The following is an 18,924-nucleotide window of genomic DNA, read 5'->3' as shown; positions in this document are numbered from 1 at the left end:
CGAGTTGCGCACTGCGGATTACAAACTGGACTATGTCAAAATTTGCTGTCAATTTTTCGAAAACGAGCTTTCTCGGTTTGTAAAGGTCGCTTTATAACGGTCGTCGACGGCGTCGACCGCCCGGCGCTCCACGATCTCGTTCGCCGCGGGCTAAGGCGGGCCCCGAGCGGGAACCCTGGATGGGAACAGAAAGGAGCAGCTCATGCAGCGACAGGAGATCCGGTCACTCGCCGACCTGGCCGGCGAGGGCACCGGTGTGCTCACGAGCCTGGTGCGCGACACGCACAGCGGCATCGCGCGGCGGGTCTTCGGTTCCATCGGCCCCGTGTCGAAACCCGTGGAGGTCGTGCACAACGCGACCGCCGCCGCGACCTACCGCGCCGTCGACGGCGCACTCAGGGCCGCGTTGCGCGGTGCCGGTGAATTGGCGGCCGAGGTGCGCGGCAGCGACGACGACGAGACCGTCGAGTCAGATCCCCGGGTCGCGGGCTTCATCGCCGCGCTCAACGGGATCTACGGCGATGAGCTGACCGACCGCGGAAACGGCTTCGCGCTGACCATGCAGCTACGCCGCCACGGCAAACCCGTCGCTATGAGTGCGACCGACATCGCGGAGGCGTTTCCGCAAGCCACCGGGCGGATCGCGGTGTTCGTGCACGGCTGGTGCATGACCGAACGGTCGTGGTGGCGACGGCCGCGCGACGGCGAGGAGGCGAGCCCGTACGGCGCCCGCCTGCGCGGCGAGCTGGGATTCACCCCGGTCTACCTGCGCTACAACACGGGACTGCACATCTCCGACAACGGGAAATCCCTTGCCGCCCTGATCGATCGGCTGCGGGCGCTGTGGCCGGTTCCGGTCGAGGAGATCGCGCTGATCGGTCATTCGATGGGCGGCCTGGTGGCGCGCAGCGCGTGCCACTACGGAACCCAGCACCAGCACGGCTGGCCCGACTCCGTTCGCCACGTCGTCTGCCTCGGTTCCCCGCACCTGGGCGCCGATTTGGAGAAGGGCGTCAACGCCGCATCCTGGGCGCTCGCCCGGCTGCCCGAAACCGAAGGCCTGGCCGCGTTTCTCAATGCCCGCAGCGTGGGCACGAAGGATCTGCGGTTCGGCGCCCTGCTCGACGAGGACTGGAGCGACGGCGACCCGGACGAGTTCCTGCGCGACCGCTGCAACGAGGTGCCGTTCCTGCCCCATGCGGTCTACCACTTCGTGGCGACCAGCGCGGGCCCGCGGCCGGTCGGGGCCGTGCTGGGCGACCGCCTGGTGCGCCCCCACAGCGCATCCGGGAAGGGCAAGTCGCGCCGGATTCCGTTCGACCCGGACCACGGGCTGACGCTCACCGGCCTGCACCACTTCGACCTGCTCAACCACGCCGAGATCTACGCGAAATTGCGCCAGTGGCTTGATCAGCCGCGCGCGCGGGAGGAGTCGTCCGGCTAGTCCTTCTTTTCGCGCCACTCCCGCTCGAACGGCAGCCGCCAGGCGTTGGGCGCGATCAACTGATGAATCGCGTTGGGCCCCCACGTGCCGGGCTGATACATCTTGGCGGCGGGCGGATCGTTGAGCAGATCCTCCGAACGCTCCCACAATGATTCGATGCCCTCCGCGGTGTTGAACAGCGTGTGATCGCCCCGCATCGCGTCGAGGATGAGCCGCTCATAGGCCTCCAGGACATCGACGACGGTGTCGATCTCCTGCGAGGAGAACTGCATGGACAACTTGTCGAGCTTCATGCCGGGACCCGGGCGCTTGCCGTAGAACGACAGCGACACCTTCGAGTTGTCGGCGAGGTCGAACGTGAGATGGTCGGGGCCTTGGGTCCCCACCCCCGATCCGGGCGGAAACATCGTTCGCGGAGCCTCTTTGAAGGCGATCGAGATGATGCGGATGCCCTCGGCCATCTTCTTGCCGGTGCGCAGATAGATCGGCACGCCGGCCCAGCGCCAGTTGTCGATGCCGACCTTGAGCGCGATGAACGTCTCGGTGTCGGAATCCTTGGCCACCCCGTTCTCGTCGTGGTACCCGCTGTACTGGCCGCGCACCACGTCGGACGGCTCGATCGGCAGCATCGACCGGAAGACCTTGTTCTTTTCCTCGCTGATGGCGAACGGCTCGAGTGCGGTCGGGGGCTCCATCACCACGAACGCCATGACCTGGAACAGGTGCGTGACGACCATGTCCTTGTAGGCGCCCGTCTCCTCGTAGAAGTTCGCCCGCTGATCCAGCCCCAGGGCCTCGGGAATGTCGATCTGGATGTGGTCGATGAAGTTGCGGTTCCAGATCGGCTCGAACAGCCCGTTGGCGAAGCGGAACGCCAGGATGTTCTGGGCGGCCTCTTTGCCCAAGAAGTGGTCGATGCGGAAAATCTGTGATTCCTCGAACGTTTCGTGCACGAAGTCGTTGAGTGCCACCGCGCTGGCCAGGTCGGTGCCGAACGGTTTCTCCATGACCACCCGCGAGCGCTCGACGAGCTTCGCGTCGCGCAGCATGGTGATGACGGCGCGCGCCGCCTTCGGAGGGACCGACAGGTAATGCAGTCGGTATACGTTGGGCCCCAGATTGTTCTCGGCCTCGGCGACCGCGGCGGCGAGCGCTTCGGGCCCGGCGCTCTGGGGGACGTAGGTGATGATCTTCGCGAAGTTGGCCCACTGTTCGTCGGTGAGCTTGTGCGTGCCGAACGAATCGATGGCGTTCTTGGCGAGCTCGCGGAATTCGTCGTCGCTGAGGTCTTCGAGCGACGTCGCGACGATCTGGATATCGGGGGCAAGCTCGGACTGGTCCAGGTAGGCCAGGCCGGGGATCAGTTTGCGTTTGGCCAGATCCCCCGTCGCACCGAAGAGGACGATGACGTGGGGGTCGAGCGCTTCGGATTGGTGGCGGCGCTGGCGTTTCTCCGGCGCCGGGTACGCGATCGTTTGCGGTTTCTTGGTGGCCACTCTTGCGATACTTCCATCGCCGCGCCGTGTGTGCAGCCCGGTGGCGCGGTTACCCATCGCGCGGCTGGGTATGGAATAGCGACGGGTACCGCGGCCCGACCCTGAACGTCCAATGGAAAGCGATATGACAAACCCCGACCAAGACCCCGTGAGTCATGCCCAGCAGCTGGAGGACATCGTCGACGAGCTCGGCGAGAAGGTCGCCAACGAGCGGGAAGCGAAGGACGTTCCCGGCAAGCCCAGCGAGCGGGAACACGCCGCCACCCGCGGCACCGAGGAAGAGCCGCCGGACTAGCTTTACCGGCTGGGCCTATCGATCGCGCCAGGCGAGCATCGTCTCCAGTTCGGAGAAGTCGTAGCCGTTGCCGTCCGGGTGGATCTCGGTGGTGAACAGCGTGACCCCCACGTCGACGAAGGCGTCGGCGGTGGTGGCGTCAGTCCATCCCACTCCCCGTTCGATGGCGGCCTCGTCGCGTCCGGCCTCGGAGGAAAGCCGCTTGAGGAGTTCGTTCTTGCGACGAAATTCCTCGATGGGTTCGAAGCTGTGCCAGATGTCGGCGTGGCGCGCCGCGATCGGAATGGTCCGCCGCTCGCCGCCGCCGCCGATGAGGATCGGGATGTGCCGCACCGGACCGGGTGTCAGGTGGGCGAGCCGGTGCTCGATGCGGGCCAAGCCTTCGTCGAATTGGTCCATCCTGGTTCGCACGCTGCCGTAGTCGTAGCCGTAGACCGTGAAGTCTTTCCAGTACCAGCCCGCCCCCAGCCCGAGGATCAGGCGGCCTCCGCTGATGTGGTCGACCGTGCGCGCCATATCCGCGACCAGGTCGGGGTTGCGGTAGGGCATACCGGTGACGAGCAGACCGATCTCGGCTCGGCTGGTGATCTCTCCCCAGGACGCCAGGGCCGTCCAGCCCTCGAAGTTGTTGACTTCCGGCTGTTCATCGTGCAGCTGCGGGACCCCGTCCACGATGTCGACGAACGGTTTGTGGAAGTGGTCGTAGCCGAAGATGGCGTCGGCGCCGAGTTCCTCGGCGTGCAGCACGGCCTGTCGCCACGTCCGGTAGTCGGGCGTCCCCCCGGGCCACAGCTGAACGCCGATCCTCACGTGGCTGGGCCTAACCCCGCTGGCTGAGTCGGTCATCTTCGCCTCTCGTCGTTGTCTGCAAGCCGATCTTGGCGTTCCGGCCAGGCACGTGCACTACAACACGTGCACTACAAACTGAGCGAAGCCGCGGTTCCTTCCCGCCTTGACCGCCGGCCGTGGCACCCATATCTTCGGAATAAGTGTACGAAACTGTTTCGTTCATCGGAGGGCCGAGTGGTTCGGGGAGCAGCGCGCACCGACGCGATTCTGGATTCGGCCCTCGAGTTGATGGCGGCCACCGGATACGACCGGCTGACCATCGATGCGGTCGCGTCCCGAGCGGGGGCCAGCAAGGCGACGATCTACCGTCGCTGGTCCGGTAAGCCCGAGTTGGTGATGGCGGCGCTGTCGCGACACGGCACGGCAGCGACCGCGGAAGTGGATACCGGTGATCTCCGCGGCGACCTGGCTCAAGCCATCATGCAGATGCGCGACAGCCTCGCGTCGCAAGATGGCGCGTTGATTTTGGGTCTGCTCAACGCGATGCGCGACAGCGGCGAGCTTGCCGAGCATGTCCGGGGTCAAGTCTTGAGCGCCAAACGATCGGTCATCGGCGGGCTCGTCGCGCGTGCGATCGAGCGGGGGGAGCTGCCGGCCCGGGCGGACCACCAGTTGGCATCCGAGATCGCTTCCGCGCTCGTCTTCACGCGCATCCTGGTCACCGGCCAGCCGCTCGACGACGCCGAGGTCGCGCGCATCGTGGACGCCGTGCTGATGCCCGTGCTGACGCGCGATTCGAAGGACCAACCGAAGTCATGATCCCGACTCTTGCGCTCGCATTCCTGGGCGGGCTGCTGGCCGGCAACGCCATACCGCATTTCGTCCGTGGCATCACCAGGCAGCGTTACCCGAACGCGTGGGGCGGTGGCCCCGTCCCCAATGTTGTTGCGGGATGGGCCGGTTTGGTGCTCGCCGCCGTGGCACTGCACGCCGCATTTCAGGGGCGCGAGCCACTGTGGCCGTTCTGCGCGACGGCGCTCGGGGTGCTGTTGATCGGGCTCTTTCACGCCGGGCCCGGCGCGTTCGGGCGCCGCTGACCGTCACCGAACCACACGGAGAGGGCGTCGGCGAGCCCGACGGGGCCTCGCTCCCCCGCCCAGGCGACATAACCGTCGGGCCGGATCAGCACGGCGGTTGGCGCGGTCACCCTGCCCAGCGCCGGAAGATTCCAGGCTCCAACGTATTTCGCGTCGACCGATTTTACCCGATCCTTCCAGGCGTCGACGTCGCAAGCATCCTCGCCGAGGTTGAGCAGCACCGGCCGCGCGTCGCGCAGCAAGCCGGACACCAGCGCCGGGCCGTCGGCGGTGACCACCTCCACGTCGGGCATGCGGCGCCCGAGCAGCGGGTGCCCCTCGCCGAGGTCGTAATGGATGTCCAGGCCCGACATCATCGCACCGAATCGTCTCCGCGGCTCGTCCATGCTGAGGAGCTCGGACATGCTGTCGCGCAACGCCTTCAGGCGCTCATCCGGACGCAGGAGCGTCATTTGTGCCATGGCGTTGCGCAGCACGCGGGCACCTACCGGGTGCCGTTCGGCGTGGTAGCTGTCGAGCAGCCCGTCGGGCGATATCCCCTTGACCACCTGGGCCAGCTTCCAGCCGAGGTTTACCGCGTCCTGCACGCCGGTGTTGAGGCCCTGCCCACCTATCGGGTGATGAACGTGTGCGGCGTCGCCGGCCAGCAGGACCCGCCCCGCGCGATAGGTCGCCGCCTGTCGCGCCATGTCGGTGAACCGCGAAATCCAAGTGGGACTGTGTATCCCGTAATCGGTTCCATATACGGTGACGAGCGCCTCGCTCAGCTCGCGGAGGGTGGGCTCGCCGGTATCGCCGACCTGCCGCTCGGTCACCATGACCCGCACCGGTCCCCCATCCTCCGGTGTGCTGAGCGAATGGACGCCCAGGGCGTCGTGGCGAATGCCCCATTCCGGCTCGCCGTCACCCGCCATTTCGACCTCGGCGAGCAGGTAGCTCGTTGTCGCATCCCAGCCCGGGAAGGCGATGCCGACGGACTTGCGGACCGCGCTGCGTCCGCCGTCGCACCCGACGACGTAGCGGGCGCGCAGGAACCGGCCGCCGGGCAGCGCCACGTCGACGCCGTTGTCGTCCTGGGCGACGGTGGTCACCTCGCGTCCGCGATAGATCGGCACCGCCAGTTCGTCGACCCAACCGGCCAGGATCCGCTCGATGTGGGTCTGCCAGAGCGCGAGCCCGTAGGGGTGGCGGGTGGGAAAGTCGCTGATATCCAATCGAATCTGGGCGAACCCCGCGACCTGCGCCACCTGGCCCTCCGCGAGGAACCGGTCAGCGATTCCGCGCTGATCGAGGACCTCGATGGTGCGCGAATGCAATCCGCCCGCCCGCGCGCCGATCAACTGCTGGCCGGCGCGCCGCTCGACAATGGCGACGTCGACCCCCGCCAGCGCCAGCTCGCCGGCCAACATCAATCCGGTCGGGCCTCCCCCGGCGATTACCACCGCGTGGCTTTCCTCCGCCGATGACAACGCACTCATTTCGCCACCCCCGCTTCGCTCTGATTCCGCTTTGATTCCGCTTCGACCAGCGATTTTGAGGCATGACCCCGGTCTTGCCGCAAGCCCCCGGGTGCGTAATATGTTGAAGTGGGACGGATTAAAACCGTCCCCTTCTTTTGCGGACATTGCTCGACCCATCCATTACCGTTCAGATGACAATTGGCGGTTCTTCCGCAAAGCCGCATCTGACCAGAGAGTGACGGGATGGGTCTTCGCCTCGCAGGCCCCTTCGGCCGTCGGGCCACTCGCCGACAGCAATTGCGGCTGCGCGCCGATTCGGGAAGCGGCTTTTACGCCGCACACCAGGTTCGGCTGCTCCGGATCTATCTGGGCACCACCACGTTCCTCTACGCCTACGGCGTGGTGTTCACGCTTTTCCCGATCCACCGCGGACTGAAGTACGGGAACCCAACCGGCGGCATTGTCGCGATCGCCCTCGGGGTGGCGGCGCTGGTATGGCTGGCCGTCCGGCCCGATAAACCCGCGCCGGCGACCGCGGTGGCGATCGTGGCCACGCCCATCGTGATGGCGTTCCATATCGCGATCAGCGCCGAGTTGGCCTGCCTGATCGCGCCGATGTTCCTCGCGATGTACCTGCGCGCGTTCTACTCACCGCGCCGCGGGGTGCTGCTGGTCGGCGTGCTCACCGTGGCGTGCGTTGTCGCGCTTGCCTTCGCGCCCACGCGCAAGCTGTATATCGATTACCTGATCTTCGTGGTCGCGATCGTCGGGGCCGCCGAGTCCTTCGGGTTGGTGACACGGAGCCTGGTCGCCGCGGCCTGCACCGATCCGCTCACGGGCCTGCTGAACCGGGCCGGCTGGGAGATCGCCACCGCCGACCTGCTCGCACGAGCCCGTTCGTCGTCGGCCACCGTCACGGTCATCGCGCTCGACATCGACAACTTCAAACAGATCAACGACACCGACGGCCACGTCGCCGGAGACGAGCACCTGGTCAGCCGCGCCGGCGTGTGGCGAAAAGTGGCNCGGTCGGCGTCGGACAGCAGCGGGCCCAGGTGCAGCGCGCCGACGCGCGCGGCCACGTCGAGGTGGGCCACCACGGTGGTGTGTTGGCCGTGCGGGCGGCCGGTGGCTTCGGCGTCCCAGCCGGCCTCGACCAGCCGCAAAAACGCCTCCAAAGTGCCCGGCAGCGGCGGGCGCTGATCGGGATGGCCCTGACCCTCGCTATCGCCGTGATCGCGTTTCCATTCGCCGATCAGCGCCTCGCGATGTGAGGCCAGCGCGGCGTCGAACTTCGCCGCGTCCAAAGGTCCCAGCTTGATCCGCCAACACGTCAGCTCCTCGGTGGCGGTCTTGGTGATCGACGGTTCGGGGGCCGGGCGGGCCTCTGGGGGCCGCGGCTCGAGGCTGACCGCGGTGCGCAACTGGCTGACCGTGGCAACGCGCGCCAACTGCTCGTAATGCTCATCGGATCCCTCACCCGCGCGCGCGGCGATGACCCCGACCTGATCCAGCGACAACCGCCCCTCCCGCAGACCCGCCGCGCAGCGCGGAAACTCCTCCAGCCGACGCGCCACCGCAGTGATCGTGTGCGCGTTGGCCGACGACGAACCCAGCTTCCAGGCCAGCAACGCCGCCACCGACCGCGCCCCCGTGGACCCGCACAGCTCATCGCGCTCCATCTCCGCGGCGATTTCCACGATGCGCCCATCAATGGCGTTGCGCTGACCGGCCAACTCCGCCAACTCCTCAAAAAGCACCTCCAGGCGCTTCTTATGGTTCACCCCTAGCGGAGGCGGCGTCGAAAACATAACCCCATCATCGCAACCGGGTACGACAAAAATCGGCCGCCGAGCGAGGCGCTACTGCGGATGGCTCGCCACGTAGTCCGCGGCGGGGATCGGCGACGTCGCGGCGTAGCCGATCGGGAGCAGCACGTCGCCCGCGGTGGTGCGGCAGTAGACGTCCCACCGGTAGTACGCGCCAAAGGTCGACGGGTCGGCGGCCAGCAGAGCCGCGTATTGGTCGACGGCGCGGACGTATTGGTTCGCGTGGTTGTACTGGTAGATGGCGTGATCGCGATCGTTGGCAAAGCCGTTGGCCGCCAGGTAGCGCCCGGCCGCCATGATGCTGTCGCGGGGCGAGTCGATGTCGCCGCCCTGCCCGTAGCTGGCGAACGTCGCGGGCAAGAACTGCATGGGTCCGTGCGCCCCGGCGGTGCTGACGCCCTGGATGCTGCCAAGCCGGGTTTCGATGAGGTTGATCGCGGCCAGGTAATTCCATCCCACTCCGGAGTCCGACTCCGCCTGGTGGTAATAGCCCAGCAGCTCGTCGGCCGGGGCCGGCGGCTCGATGCGCCACGCGGGCAGCGTGTCCCGCACGGGCGTCATCGCGGTCAGCTGCCGGCGGGCGTCGACGTTGCGGTCGTAGACATCGAGGAGCGGCGCCGGGATTCGCGGTCGCGTGGTCGCATCCCATTCGGGGTGCAGCCCGATGGCGCGATACGCCGCCTGCTGGCGCTTGGCCGCCGCCGTCAGCGCCGGCTCGGCCGTCGACGGGTCACGCAGCGCGTGCTCGTCGGCGACCAGGTCGTCGGCCAGCTGCGCGGGGTCCGACGCCAGCTGCGGCTGCGCTCCCTCGGGCATCCTGGGTGCCTCGGCCACTGTGGTCGGCGCGGCCACCGCGGCACCCGGATCGGTGACGACGGCGAGCGCGAGCGCGATCGCCCCCAGCACAAGCGGCCCTACACGGTTACGGCTCACGATGTTTACGGTAGCCACACCGGCGGCGGATGCGAACCGGGTCGCGCCCACTAATCCGTCAGGGCGTCCACGTGGTAGCGGCTCGCGGTCCAGGGCGGGGTGCCGGGAATCGGCGTGAGCGCGACGGTGACGCGGTCCTTGCCCGCTGTGAGCGACCCGGGCACCAGGTAGGTGTCGTCGAGCCAGCGGTGGAAGGCGTTGCTGCGGGGCTGCAGCCAGAGCCCGGCGGGGGTGCCGTCGATGGCGATGTCCGCCGCCTGATAGCCCCTCGCCTGGTCCGACGTGCGGCGCAGCAGCAGGCCGCGGTTGTCCGGGGCGATCGCGACGTCGAAGGCGATCGGGGCGCCGGTGGCGCGGACCAGCCCGACAACGGGGCGGGTGTCGTCGTTGCCGTCGTATTGGCTGACCAGGAGCTGATCGGTGGCGTCGTCGTCGTGGTAGCCGTGCAGCAGCCGGCTGACCGGATTCCCGGGGTAGACGTCGTCGCCGGGCACGATGGTGTCGTCCGGGTGCGTGTACAGAAAGGCGGTCGAGCTGTAGTCGGGCAGGACCATGTCGCGTTTGCCGTGCTCGATGCCGAACCGGAGCGCCGAGTGGTAGTCGATGGCTTCGGCGAGCATGAGGCGATAGGCGGCGACGCAGTAGTCGGCGCATCCGCCGGTGGCCGTGCGTTGGTCGGGTTGTCCGGTCAGTGGGGCGCTGAAGCGCGTGCCGTTCTTGAAGTACCAGCCGCCCTCGTAGAAGTCCTCGGTGCCGGTGCCGTACCACTGGGGCGACAAGGCGCCGTCGGTGTACACGCGTTCGGCTCCCTCCAGAAAATAGGGGGCGTCGTCGCTGAACGACGTTTTGATTCGGGAACCGCGGATGGTGTGGCTGACGCCGACGAACTTGCCGTGACCGCGCTCCTCGGCGAACAGCCAGTCCTGACCCAGCGCTGTCGGCCCGGCGTGTGAGCGCGCGGTGAAGTAACCGGCGCGGCCGCTGGCCAGTGCGGGCGCCCACTGCGGGTCGGTTGTGGTCACGACTTCGCTGTCGATGGGCGGCGCGGGTTCTCCGGTCGTGTTGACGAGCGTGACGCGGGCGGTGCGGGCGAAAGGCATTGGCCACCATGCCATTAACGACAGCGACCCGTCGGGTTGTGGGGTCGTGGCGAACATCAGCGACCGCACGTCGTTGGTGCCGAGTCCGCCGCCGAAGAATTCTCCGAGCGGCGAGTCGACCGTGGTCTGGCCGTCGAACTCGATCTGGAGCCGCAACCCGCTCAGCAGCGGATCCGAGGGTTCGGGCAGGTGTAGGCGCAACGCCGAGATAGTGCCCGGCCCGGCCGGTTCCGTGAGCGTCGCACCCGCGCCGGCGGGCACCTCGACGACCCGATTCGTATGTGCGGTTTCGGGTGCCCCCGGTTTGGGGTCGCCGGTTCCCGCGGCGCGCAGGGTGGCGAGGACGTCGAGCGCGGGATCGGAGGGCGAGAACGTGCTGACAACGTCGGCGGTGGAAAACCGGCGATAGTCGACGTGGTAGTACTCCAAGTGCGATGCGACGCTGATCCGCATCGACCGCCGGTACGGCATCGGGACCTTGATGTACACGCCGCCCGGCGACTGCGCGGCGTTGGCCACCAGCGGCCACACGAATGGCGTGCCCATCGCGCCGTCGACCAACGATTGCAGGGGTGTGTCGATCACCGTCTGGCCGTCCAACTCGATGCGGATCGCGCCGATCGCGCGCACGTTGCCGCCGTCGCGGGTCAACCAGATCGAATCCACCTCTCCGGCACCGCGATCCTCGGCGATCACGCAGCCCGCGCCGCCGGACGCCAAGCACCCGCCACTGCCGTTCTTGTTGCCGGTGGAGATGTCGAAGTCACCGCCGCTTCGATCGAAGCTCGAGACCTCCAAGCTCTGTGTGTCGGAACTCAGGTACGGCAACAGATCCAATCGGCGGTAGACGTCCCAGCCGGCCGCCCGTACGACGGGCGCCTTGACGAGGGGTTCGGCGGACGCCGTCGCGGCGACACAGAAACTCCCCGACAACAGCGCCGCGAACACCGCGGCCCACGCCCGACGGGCGTCAAGTCCGCTCAGCGGGAAACCGCTTGCCCACAAGCCCATTTGACTGGGCACTCTATGCCCTGTCGGCGCTGACCTTCCCGGCGACGGCCGGCTCGAAATGGCTCACTGGTAGAAGGTGGTCGTCCCGACCCCGCCGGGGCTGTAGGAGATGTACACCGGGTGTGCCAGGAAGGGCAGGGCCCCGGTGTTCATGATGTACGGCGAGGGCGTCGGGAAGTACGTCCCGTCATAGATGTAGGAGTACAGCAGCGCGCCGTTCGGGGCGTAGACGTACACCGGTGTGCCGGGCACAGCGTTGAGGCCCGACGGGATGGTTCCCGCCACGCCGCCGGAATCGATAACCGAGTTGACGGAATACTGAGGGCCCAAAACGCCCAGCGGGCCCGTGCTGATCCCCAGGGTGGCGATCGGAGATCCGGAGAACGTGGCGATGGGGTTCAGGCTCGTCGGCGGCGCGCCGAACTGCAGGTAAGGGTGCTGCCCGGTTTCGTTGATCAGCAGGCCCGAGTTGTAGGGCGCCGGCAATGCCTGGGTGGCGATGCTCGGTCCCGGTCCCCCCGCGTTGGGGCCGACGCCCAGAACGCCGCTCGCACCGTCCTGAGCAAAGTAGGACTGAAACGTGAGGCCGTGGTTCATTGCCGCCGAAATGGATGCCGGCCATGCGAAAAGTTCGATGTCGACGGGCGTCCTCGAGGTGACGAGCCCGCCGCCGAAATTCACCGGCGCGTTATACGTCGCGTACAGGTAGTTGATTCCCCCGCTATATCCCCCGATGCCGAAGCCGGTGGGCAAGCCAAGCTGAAGTGTTCCCAGTAATCCCCCGGCGTCTTGGAATGGGATCACCAGACCGGTGGACCCGGTGTCGACCAGTAACGGTACGGGCGCCCCGCCGCCCACGGAGGCGTTCACCAGCGGCTCCCCGCCGCCGTAGAGGGTCAGCGGGGCGGTTGCCGTCCCGCCGCTCACGGTGCCACCGAGGCCCACCGCCGGTGCGGTGCCGATCAGCGGGCGCCCGAACAGAAATTCGGTGGGCCCGTTGATCGCGGCGATGGCGTACTTTTCGACGGTCGTGATGGGGTCGCTGGCCGCGGGGGCCATCGAATTCAGTGCTGCGGCAACGGGAGTGGCGGCGATCGCGCTGGATGCCTGGGCCGGCAGGCCGCGCACCGCGGCCGACCACGAGGGCAGTTGCGACGCCGCCGCCGAAACGCCGCCGTGGTAATCGACCATCGCGGCGACGTCCTTGGCCCACATCTGCTCGTAGTTGGATTCCGCGGCGGCGATCGCGGGTGCGTTCTGCCCGAAAAGATTTGAGACGACGAGCTGCACCAGCTCGTTGCGGTTGGCGCTCACCAACGCGGGGTGCACGGTGGCGACCACGGCGGATTCAAACGCACTCGCGATCGTCTGGGCCTGGGCGGCAGCCGATTGCGCTTGCGTCGCGGCAGCACTCAGCACCTCTGTGTATTGCGCGGCGGTCGACAGCATCGCCGCCGAGGCGGTCCCCTGCCAGGCCTCGCCGGCCAGGCCGGAGGTGATCGACGAAAACGCCTGCACCGCTGAGCCCAACTCGGCGGCCAGCCCGTCCCACGCGGTCGCGGCGGCCAGCATCGGCGCCGAGCCCGCGCCCGCGTACATGAGCGTCGAATTGATCTCCGGCGGTAAGACCAGAAAGCTCATCCCCGAGTGTCCTTCCCCTCCCGCACCCGGTCGGATTGACTGGAGAACGGCCTCGACCGGTACGGCAAACTTTAGGAAATGGCCGGGCCGCCGACCTGAAAATGCGCCTTCCCGCCAACGACATTCGGCCGACCGCGCCGACGGTGCGACCGCACACCGTAACGGGCTCCGGTGCCGTAACCTTCCCCCTCCGGCCGGGGCGATCGCCGGACGGCAGCGGTGCCACCTGCGTGGTGTCTCGGCTGGTGCGCGAGGACCACGCGGCCGCCGCCGAGGACTCGGTCAGCGGCGATGCCGCGCCCCACTGGCCAACGCCGGCGCACCGCCGAAAAACGGCTGGGTTTCGCCAACGGATTCCTGTCCCGCAGCCCCACGCACCATTGGGCGAAGCGTATTTGTGGCCGCGCGTGCATTCGGTCGGGCTTGTAATGGGGGCGCTAAATCGGGAGGCACCGCCGGCAGTCGGTGCGGATTGGGATTGACAGGAATTTCACCGTTCCTTCAATGGTCGCCGAGGAAGCTTCACGACGTACCATGGATGTGGTCGAAAATCAGAATCTATAACCCATGGCCAAGCGAAACGGAACCCTCTCATGTTCGCCGGCATCACAGGCCACTCCGGCGCCCTCGTTGCCACCATCGCGGTGCTGACCAGCGCCACACTACTGCGTTGCGGCGCAGCAGCGGCCGACACAAATCAAGACAACAAGTTCCTGGCATTGCTCGACCAAGAAAACATCCCCGCTGTTTCGAATGTGCCGACCCTCATCGCCACAGCCCATGGCGATTGCGAGAAACTCAAGGGCGGCATGCCGGTGGGCCAATTGGTGGATGAGCAAATCATCGAGGCGTACACCGTGGACCCGGTCGAGCGGCAATACCCCGTCGANGCGATGGAAGCCCCGGCGGCGGTGCCGGCGGGGGTCCGGCGCAGCCGCCGCCACCCATGGGCCCGGGCTTCGTCAAGCTCGCACCGTGAGGTAGGAACCCAGCGGCTGTTCGCTTCGCGCCGGTGCGCATTTCACGACGCGTCATCGGGCGGCCAGGGTTGCGCCTTCGGATTGCCCTGGCCCACAAGCTGATTGAGGCCGCTCAAGGGCGTTAGCGGGCGGTCAGCGCAGGATGCCTCGGCTCACTGGTAAATGGTCGAGGTGTTGTTGCCGAAATCGACGTACACCGGGTGCTCGGCGAAAATCAGGTTCCCGGTGTTCATCAACCCGCTCGAGATCGGCGTGGGGAAGTAATCGCCGTTGTAGGTGTACGAGTACAGCAAGTTCGTACCGGTGCTGTCGTAGACCTGTATTAGGTCGCCGGGTGACGCGTTGAGGCTCGCCGGGAGCGTCCCTTCCACACCGCCGGAATCGACGATCGAGGCAACCTGTTGCAGTGGCCCGCCTGCGACCTTTACGTCCAGGTTGGTGATGGGCGATCCGTTGAGCATGGCCAGGGGAGCGTTCGTGATTGTCGACGTGCCACCGAACTGCAGGTAAGGGTTGGCCACGGTTTGGTTGATCAGCAGGCCCTGGTTGTAGGGCGACGGCAGCGCCTGCAACGGAATGCTCGGGCCCGGGCCGCCCGCGTTCGGTCCGACACCCAGGACGCCGGACGCCCCGTCGGTCGCGAAGAAGGACTGGAACGTCAAACCGCTGTTCATCGCCGACTGGATGGACACCGGCCAGGCGAACAGTTCGACGTTGACGGGAGTCGACCCGGTGACGAGGCCGCCGCCGAAATTCACCGGCGCGTTGTAGGTGGCGTAGACGTAGTCCAGCCCGCCGCTGTAACCGCCGATGCCCAGGCCCCGGGGTATGCCCATCTCCAGCATTCCCAGCAGGCCCCCGACTTTGGTCATGGGGACGACAAGGCCCGTCGACCCGGTGTCGACCAGCAGCGGCATGGCGGATCCGGGGCCGACGGAGGCGTTCACCAGCGGCTCGGTGCCGCCGAAGATGGTCAGCGGAGCGGTCGCCGTCTGAGTACCGGAATTGACGGTCGCGACGCCGCCGGTGGACTGCGGCCCGGTGGCGATCAGCTGACGGCCGAACAGCAGGTCGGTGGGCGCGTTGATGATGTTGATGGCGTAGTGCTCGGCCTGGGCGACGAGGTTAGTCGCCTCGCTCTCGACGCCCCCGAGTAGCCCCGCGATGGGGTTGGCGGCCGCCGGGGTGGCCGGACTCAGCGCCGCGGCGGCGGGGCTGCCGGCGATCGTGGCGGCGGCCTGGGCCGGCAGGCCCTGAATGGCCGACGACCAGGACGACAGCTGGGCCGCGGCGGCCGAAACCCCGCCGTGGTAGCCCACCATCGCCGACACGTCTTGGGCCCACATCTGCTCGTACTGGGCCTCGGCCGCGGCGATCGCAGGGGCGTTCTGCCCGAACAGGTTGGAGAACACCAGCTGGATCAGCTGACTGCGGTTGGCGGACACCAACGCGGGGTGCACGGTGGCGGCCAGCGCGGATTCGAACTCGGCGGCCACCACCTGGGCCTGGGTGGCGGCGGTTTGCGCTTGCGCCGCCGCCGCGCTCAGCACCCCCGTGTACTGCGCCGCGGTGGACAGCATCGCCGTCGAGGCGGTCCCCTGCCAGGCGTCACCGGCCAGCCCGGCGGTGATCGACGAGAACGACTGCGCCGCCGACCCCAGCTCCGTGGCCAGCCCGTCCCACGCCGCGGACGCGGCCAGCATCGGCTCAGGGCCCGCGCCCGCATGGAGTAACGCCGAGATTATCTCTGGCGGCGACGTCAGAAAACTCATCCCCCGGTATCCTTCCCCTCTACCCGCAAACCACGTCTCATACCGGGGACGCGCAGCTCACGCCACAGGCCGGTATGCCGACTCTAGGAAACTCCGGCGCGAAAATCTCGGTATTTACCAAACGTTTCCACGCCAGCAGTCGTGAACGCCGAGGCGACTACGGTGGCGTTGTGACCGATCGCCAAGAGCGCGCGATGTCCTTCGGGTCGATCGCCGAGGACTACGACGGGCTGCGGCCGCAACCCCCGCGGGAGGCGGTCCGCTGGCTGGTGCCCCCCGGTTGCGGCGTGGCCGTCGACGTGGGCGCGGGCACCGGGCTGTTCACCCGCACCCTGGTCGGCAACGCGACCCAGGTCATCGCCGTCGAACCCGATGCGCGCATGCGGAGTGTGCTGGCCGCGCGATCCCCCGGCGTCCGCGCGGTCGAGGGCCGTGGCGAGTCGATCCCGCTTCCCGACGCGTCGGCGGACGCCGTGTTCGTCTCGTCGGCGTGGCACTGGATGGACCACGAACGGGCCGTTCCGGAGATCGGCCGGGTGCTGCGCGACGGCGGCCGGCTCGGCCTGGTCTGGACAAGCCGCGACCGCGAGGTGGACTGGGTGCGCAACCTCGAACGGCTGCCCGGGGAGGAGGACGAAGCCGCCTCGGCCGAGCGGGTACGCCGGCGCGTGGAAGTGGTCCTCCCGGAGCCGCCGATCTTCCACCACATCGCGCGTGAGACGTTCCGATTCGTCCGGACCATGACGGTCGAGGACGCCGTCGCGATGCTGGGCACCTACAGCAGGGTGATCGTCGCGTCCCCGGACGACCGCGCGCGGCGGCTGGCCGAAGCGCGCGCCACGTTGGTGGCGCGGTATCCCGGGGCGGACGTGATCGACATCCCCATGCAGGCGCGTTGCTGGCGCGCCGACCGGATCGCGCGCGGCGAGCTCTAAGGCCCGCATACGTCGCCGCCGCCGACGGTGTGTCAGCATTTGGACATGAATTCACGCAGCTTTGCCCGCATCGTTGGTGTTTCGGCCGTGACGGCGTGGGCGGCGCTGAGCGCACCTTTCGCCGCCCCGGCCGCATCCGCCGACCCCTGCACCGACGTCGCGGTGGTCTTCGCGCGCGGCACCCATCAGGAACCCGGCCTTGCCAACGTCGGGCAAGCATTCGTCGACTCGCTCACCGCGCAGCTCGGCGGGCGGTCCATCAGCGCCTATGCCGTCAACTACCCGGCCAACGACGACTACCACAACAGCGCCACGGCCGGCTCCACCGACGCCAGCGCGCACATCCAGGACGTCGCCGCCAGCTGCCCCAACACCAAGATGGTGCTCGGCGGGTACTCGCAGGGCTCGACGGTGATCGACCTGGCCAGCCAGACGCTGCCCGCCCCGGCGGCCGACCGCGTCGCCGCCGTCGCCCTGTTTGGCGAGCCCACCAGCGGTTTCTCCAGCATGCTGTGGGGCGGTCAGCCGCTGCCCACGATCAGCCCGGCGCTCGTCGGCAAGACGATCAGCCTGTGTGCCCCCGACGACCCGATCTGCTCCCCGGGCGGCAACATCATGTCGCACATGTCGTACATCGACAACGGGATGGTCAACCAGGCCGCGACGTTCGCCGTCAACAAGCTCGGGCAGGCGCCGCCACGGCCCCAGAACGGCTAGTTTCGTCCGGGCACGCTTCCGATGATGCTTAGGTCGGAAGTGTGAAATCCCTCGTTGCGTTGTCCCGCGACACGGTCGCGGTCCGGATCCTGGTAGCCGCGGTGCTCGGTGTTGCCGTCGCCGTCACGGTCGGCAACACGGTCGGCTGGCGGTTCGCCCTGATCGGCTGGGTCGTCACCGCCGGCGTCTATGTCGGATGGACCTGGCTCCTCCTCGCCGGAATGGACGCCGATCAAACCCGCGCCTATGTGACCCGCGAGGACCCGACCCGGTGGGTCGCCGACGCGGTCATCGTGTCGGCGAGCGTCGCGAGCCTCGCCGGGGTCGGCTATGTGGTGGCGGCGGGGTCGCACTCCGGCCCCAAAGCCGTACTGGCCGCGCTGCTGGGAATCGCGGCCGTCGCGGCGTCCTGGTTTTCGGTGCACACGCTGTTCACCGTGCACTACGCGCGGCTCTACTACGTCGACGAACCGGGCGGGATCAACTTTCACGACCCCGAGCCGCCCCGGTTCCGGGACTTCGCCTACGTGGCCTTCACCGTCGGCATGACCTATCAGGTGTCGGACACCGAGATCGGGCTGACCTCGATCAGGGCGACGGTGCTGCGCCAGGCGCTGCTGTCCTACCTCCTCGGCGCGGTGGTGCTGGCCGTCACGATCAATCTGGTTGCGGGGCTGGGCTCCAAGCTGTAGCGCCGGGCTAGTCTGGCCGGTATGGCCATCGAGTCCACCATGCTCGCCCTCGGCACCCCCGCGCCGCCCTTCTCGCTGCCCGACCCGGCCACCGGGGCCACGGTCAGCCTCGACGACCTCAGGGGCCCGGCGCTCGTGGTCACGTTCATCTGCAACCACTGCCCGTACGTCAAGCACGTCGCCGCCGGGCTCGCCGCGCTGGGCCGCGACCTCGCGGACAAGGGCGTCGCGATGGTCGGCATCTCCAGCAACGACGTCGTCACCTACCCGCAGGACGGGCCCGAGCAGATGGTCGCCGAGGCGCGCGGTCACGGCTGGACGTTCCCGTACCTCTACGACGAGTCCCAGGATGTCGCGCGCGCCTTCTCCGCGGCGTGCACGCCCGACACGTTCGTCTTCGACGGCGAGCGTCGCCTCGTCTACCGCGGCCAGCTCGACGATTCCCGCCCGGGCAACGACAAGCCGGTGACGGCGGCCGACGTCCGGGCGGCCGTCAACGCCGTGCTCGCCGGGCAGCCGGTCGACCCCGATCAGCGGCCGTCGATCGGGTGCGGCATCAAGTGGCGCTGAGCCGGTAGGTCGCGGCGCGGGCCCGGTTTGGGTGGGCTGAACTCTCTGGGTGCCTGACAGCACCGGCCCCCCGGGCGAATTCCGGCGATGGCTGTCGCGGCCCGTCCCGGCCAAGTACTCTGCGCGCGAGGGGGTCAGGTAGCCCACGGGCGGAAGGCTCGGG

Annotated in this window: 16 protein-coding genes and 2 pseudogenes; 10 read left to right on the top strand and 8 right to left on the bottom strand. The window is 68.0% G+C overall.

What is annotated here, in order from left to right; all coding sequences use genetic code 11:
- Nucleotides 1-202: 202 nt before the first annotated feature.
- On the top strand, nucleotides 203-1,444 hold the full coding sequence (locus BN4348_RS41885; RefSeq protein WP_066912911.1) for an esterase/lipase family protein: 1,242 nt from the start codon (nucleotides 203-205) through the stop codon (nucleotides 1,442-1,444).
- Here BN4348_RS41885 and zwf read toward each other — a convergent pair.
- The gene (zwf, locus tag BN4348_RS41880; protein ID WP_066912909.1) at nucleotides 1,441-2,940 is read right to left on the bottom strand and encodes a glucose-6-phosphate dehydrogenase; all 1,500 of its coding nucleotides are present in this window, start codon (nucleotides 2,938-2,940) and stop codon (nucleotides 1,441-1,443) included. The genes BN4348_RS41885 and zwf overlap by 4 nt on opposite strands.
- Before the next feature lie 112 nt (nucleotides 2,941-3,052).
- Here zwf and BN4348_RS41875 point away from each other — a divergent pair, with 112 nt between their 5' ends.
- Complete coding sequence (locus BN4348_RS41875) at nucleotides 3,053-3,235, top strand: hypothetical protein (RefSeq protein WP_066912907.1); 183 nt, start codon at nucleotides 3,053-3,055, stop codon at nucleotides 3,233-3,235.
- A gap of 15 nt (nucleotides 3,236-3,250) precedes the next feature.
- On the opposite strand, the gene BN4348_RS41870 is transcribed toward BN4348_RS41875, so the two are convergent.
- Nucleotides 3,251-4,081, bottom strand: coding sequence for an LLM class F420-dependent oxidoreductase (locus BN4348_RS41870; RefSeq protein ID WP_066912905.1), 831 nt, complete (start codon nucleotides 4,079-4,081; stop codon nucleotides 3,251-3,253).
- A gap of 66 nt (nucleotides 4,082-4,147) precedes the next feature.
- On the opposite strand from BN4348_RS41870, the gene BN4348_RS41865 reads away from it, so the two are divergent.
- Both BN4348_RS41865 and BN4348_RS41860 read left to right on the top strand, forming a co-directional pair.
- Nucleotides 4,148-4,843: a TetR/AcrR family transcriptional regulator gene (locus tag BN4348_RS41865; protein ID WP_328589007.1), complete on the top strand. Its 696-nt coding sequence runs from the start codon at nucleotides 4,148-4,150 to the stop codon at nucleotides 4,841-4,843.
- Entirely contained in the window at nucleotides 4,840-5,121 is a 282-nt protein-coding gene (locus BN4348_RS41860; RefSeq protein WP_066912901.1) for a hypothetical protein, read from the top strand. Before BN4348_RS41865 ends, BN4348_RS41860 begins: the two co-directional genes overlap by 4 nt.
- Here the strand turns inward: BN4348_RS41860 and BN4348_RS41855 are convergent.
- The gene (locus BN4348_RS41855) at nucleotides 5,088-6,599 is read right to left on the bottom strand and encodes an FAD-dependent monooxygenase (RefSeq protein ID WP_066912898.1); all 1,512 of its coding nucleotides are present in this window, start codon (nucleotides 6,597-6,599) and stop codon (nucleotides 5,088-5,090) included. The genes BN4348_RS41860 and BN4348_RS41855 overlap by 34 nt on opposite strands.
- A gap of 279 nt (nucleotides 6,600-6,878) precedes the next feature.
- Here BN4348_RS41855 and BN4348_RS62465 point away from each other — a divergent pair.
- Nucleotides 6,879-7,604 (top strand): annotated as a pseudogene (locus BN4348_RS62465) (GGDEF domain-containing protein); the annotation flags it as partial.
- A 5-nt stretch (nucleotides 7,605-7,609) separates the two neighbouring features.
- Here BN4348_RS62465 and BN4348_RS61400 read toward each other — a convergent pair.
- From BN4348_RS61400 to BN4348_RS41835, 4 genes and pseudogenes are all read right to left on the bottom strand, one after another.
- Nucleotides 7,610-8,392 (bottom strand): annotated as a pseudogene (locus tag BN4348_RS61400) (DUF222 domain-containing protein); the annotation flags it as partial.
- Between the two features lie 51 nt (nucleotides 8,393-8,443).
- Nucleotides 8,444-9,343, bottom strand: coding sequence for a lytic transglycosylase domain-containing protein (locus tag BN4348_RS41845; RefSeq protein ID WP_066912970.1), 900 nt, complete (start codon nucleotides 9,341-9,343; stop codon nucleotides 8,444-8,446).
- 50 nt (nucleotides 9,344-9,393) lie between these two features.
- The gene (locus BN4348_RS41840) at nucleotides 9,394-11,379 is read right to left on the bottom strand and encodes a glycoside hydrolase family 172 protein (RefSeq protein ID WP_066912968.1); all 1,986 of its coding nucleotides are present in this window, start codon (nucleotides 11,377-11,379) and stop codon (nucleotides 9,394-9,396) included.
- Between the two features lie 138 nt (nucleotides 11,380-11,517).
- Nucleotides 11,518-13,095 (bottom strand): PecA family PE domain-processing aspartic protease, encoded by a 1,578-nt coding sequence (locus BN4348_RS41835; protein ID WP_066912896.1) that lies wholly within the window; start codon nucleotides 13,093-13,095, stop codon nucleotides 11,518-11,520.
- Between the two features lie 593 nt (nucleotides 13,096-13,688).
- Here BN4348_RS41835 and BN4348_RS41830 point away from each other — a divergent pair.
- Complete coding sequence (locus BN4348_RS41830) at nucleotides 13,689-14,177, top strand: DUF732 domain-containing protein (RefSeq protein ID WP_066912894.1); 489 nt, start codon at nucleotides 13,689-13,691, stop codon at nucleotides 14,175-14,177.
- Nucleotides 14,178-14,227: 50 nt separating this feature from the next.
- Here BN4348_RS41830 and BN4348_RS41825 read toward each other — a convergent pair whose 3' ends face one another.
- Nucleotides 14,228-15,847 carry a PecA family PE domain-processing aspartic protease gene (locus BN4348_RS41825; RefSeq protein ID WP_084454154.1) on the bottom strand — a complete coding sequence of 540 codons (1,620 nt, stop codon included), beginning with the start codon at nucleotides 15,845-15,847 and terminating at the stop codon, nucleotides 14,228-14,230.
- Nucleotides 15,848-16,017: 170 nt separating this feature from the next.
- Here BN4348_RS41825 and BN4348_RS41820 point away from each other — a divergent pair, with 170 nt between their 5' ends.
- Genes BN4348_RS41820 through BN4348_RS41805 form a run of 4 tightly spaced genes read left to right on the top strand, consistent with a single transcriptional unit; the run spans nucleotide 16,018 to nucleotide 18,761 of the window.
- A complete protein-coding gene (locus BN4348_RS41820; RefSeq protein WP_066912890.1) occupies nucleotides 16,018-16,782 on the top strand; it encodes a class I SAM-dependent methyltransferase in 765 nt (254 codons plus the stop codon).
- A 45-nt stretch (nucleotides 16,783-16,827) separates the two neighbouring features.
- The gene (locus BN4348_RS41815; RefSeq protein ID WP_066912888.1) at nucleotides 16,828-17,499 is read left to right on the top strand and encodes a cutinase family protein; all 672 of its coding nucleotides are present in this window, start codon (nucleotides 16,828-16,830) and stop codon (nucleotides 17,497-17,499) included.
- A 41-nt stretch (nucleotides 17,500-17,540) separates the two neighbouring features.
- Nucleotides 17,541-18,191, top strand: coding sequence for a DUF1345 domain-containing protein (locus BN4348_RS41810; RefSeq protein ID WP_066912886.1), 651 nt, complete (start codon nucleotides 17,541-17,543; stop codon nucleotides 18,189-18,191).
- 21 nt (nucleotides 18,192-18,212) lie between these two features.
- Nucleotides 18,213-18,761 (top strand): thioredoxin family protein, encoded by a 549-nt coding sequence (locus BN4348_RS41805; RefSeq protein WP_066912882.1) that lies wholly within the window; start codon nucleotides 18,213-18,215, stop codon nucleotides 18,759-18,761.
- The last annotated feature ends 163 nt before the right edge of the window (nucleotides 18,762-18,924 follow it).

Source organism: Mycobacterium interjectum (genome assembly GCF_900078675.2).
GTDB classification, from domain to species: Bacteria; Actinomycetota; Actinomycetes; order Mycobacteriales; family Mycobacteriaceae; genus Mycobacterium; species Mycobacterium interjectum.
The sequence above is the reverse complement of the archived record's forward strand: the minus strand, read 5'-3'. Positions and strand labels throughout refer to the sequence as shown.

What these genes read in the sequence shown, in the direction of transcription:
- BN4348_RS41885 (WP_066912911.1), top strand. Translation starts at nt 203, where the DNA reads ATGCAGCGACAGGAGATCCGGTCACTCGCCGACCTGGCCGGCGAGGGC.
- BN4348_RS41875 (WP_066912907.1), top strand. Translation starts at nt 3,053, where the DNA reads ATGGAAAGCGATATGACAAACCCCGACCAAGACCCCGTGAGTCATGCC.
- BN4348_RS41870 (WP_066912905.1), bottom strand. Translation starts at nt 4,081, where the DNA reads ATGACCGACTCAGCCAGCGGGGTTAGGCCCAGCCACGTGAGGATCGGC.
- BN4348_RS41860 (WP_066912901.1), top strand. Translation starts at nt 4,840, where the DNA reads ATGATCCCGACTCTTGCGCTCGCATTCCTGGGCGGGCTGCTGGCCGGC.
- BN4348_RS41855 (WP_066912898.1), bottom strand. Translation starts at nt 6,599, where the DNA reads ATGAGTGCGTTGTCATCGGCGGAGGAAAGCCACGCGGTGGTAATCGCC.
- BN4348_RS41835 (WP_066912896.1), bottom strand. Translation starts at nt 13,095, where the DNA reads ATGAGCTTTCTGGTCTTACCGCCGGAGATCAATTCGACGCTCATGTAC.
- BN4348_RS41825 (WP_084454154.1), bottom strand. Translation starts at nt 15,847, where the DNA reads ATGAGTTTTCTGACGTCGCCGCCAGAGATAATCTCGGCGTTACTCCAT.
- BN4348_RS41815 (WP_066912888.1), top strand. Translation starts at nt 16,828, where the DNA reads ATGAATTCACGCAGCTTTGCCCGCATCGTTGGTGTTTCGGCCGTGACG.
- BN4348_RS41805 (WP_066912882.1), top strand. Translation starts at nt 18,213, where the DNA reads ATGGCCATCGAGTCCACCATGCTCGCCCTCGGCACCCCCGCGCCGCCC.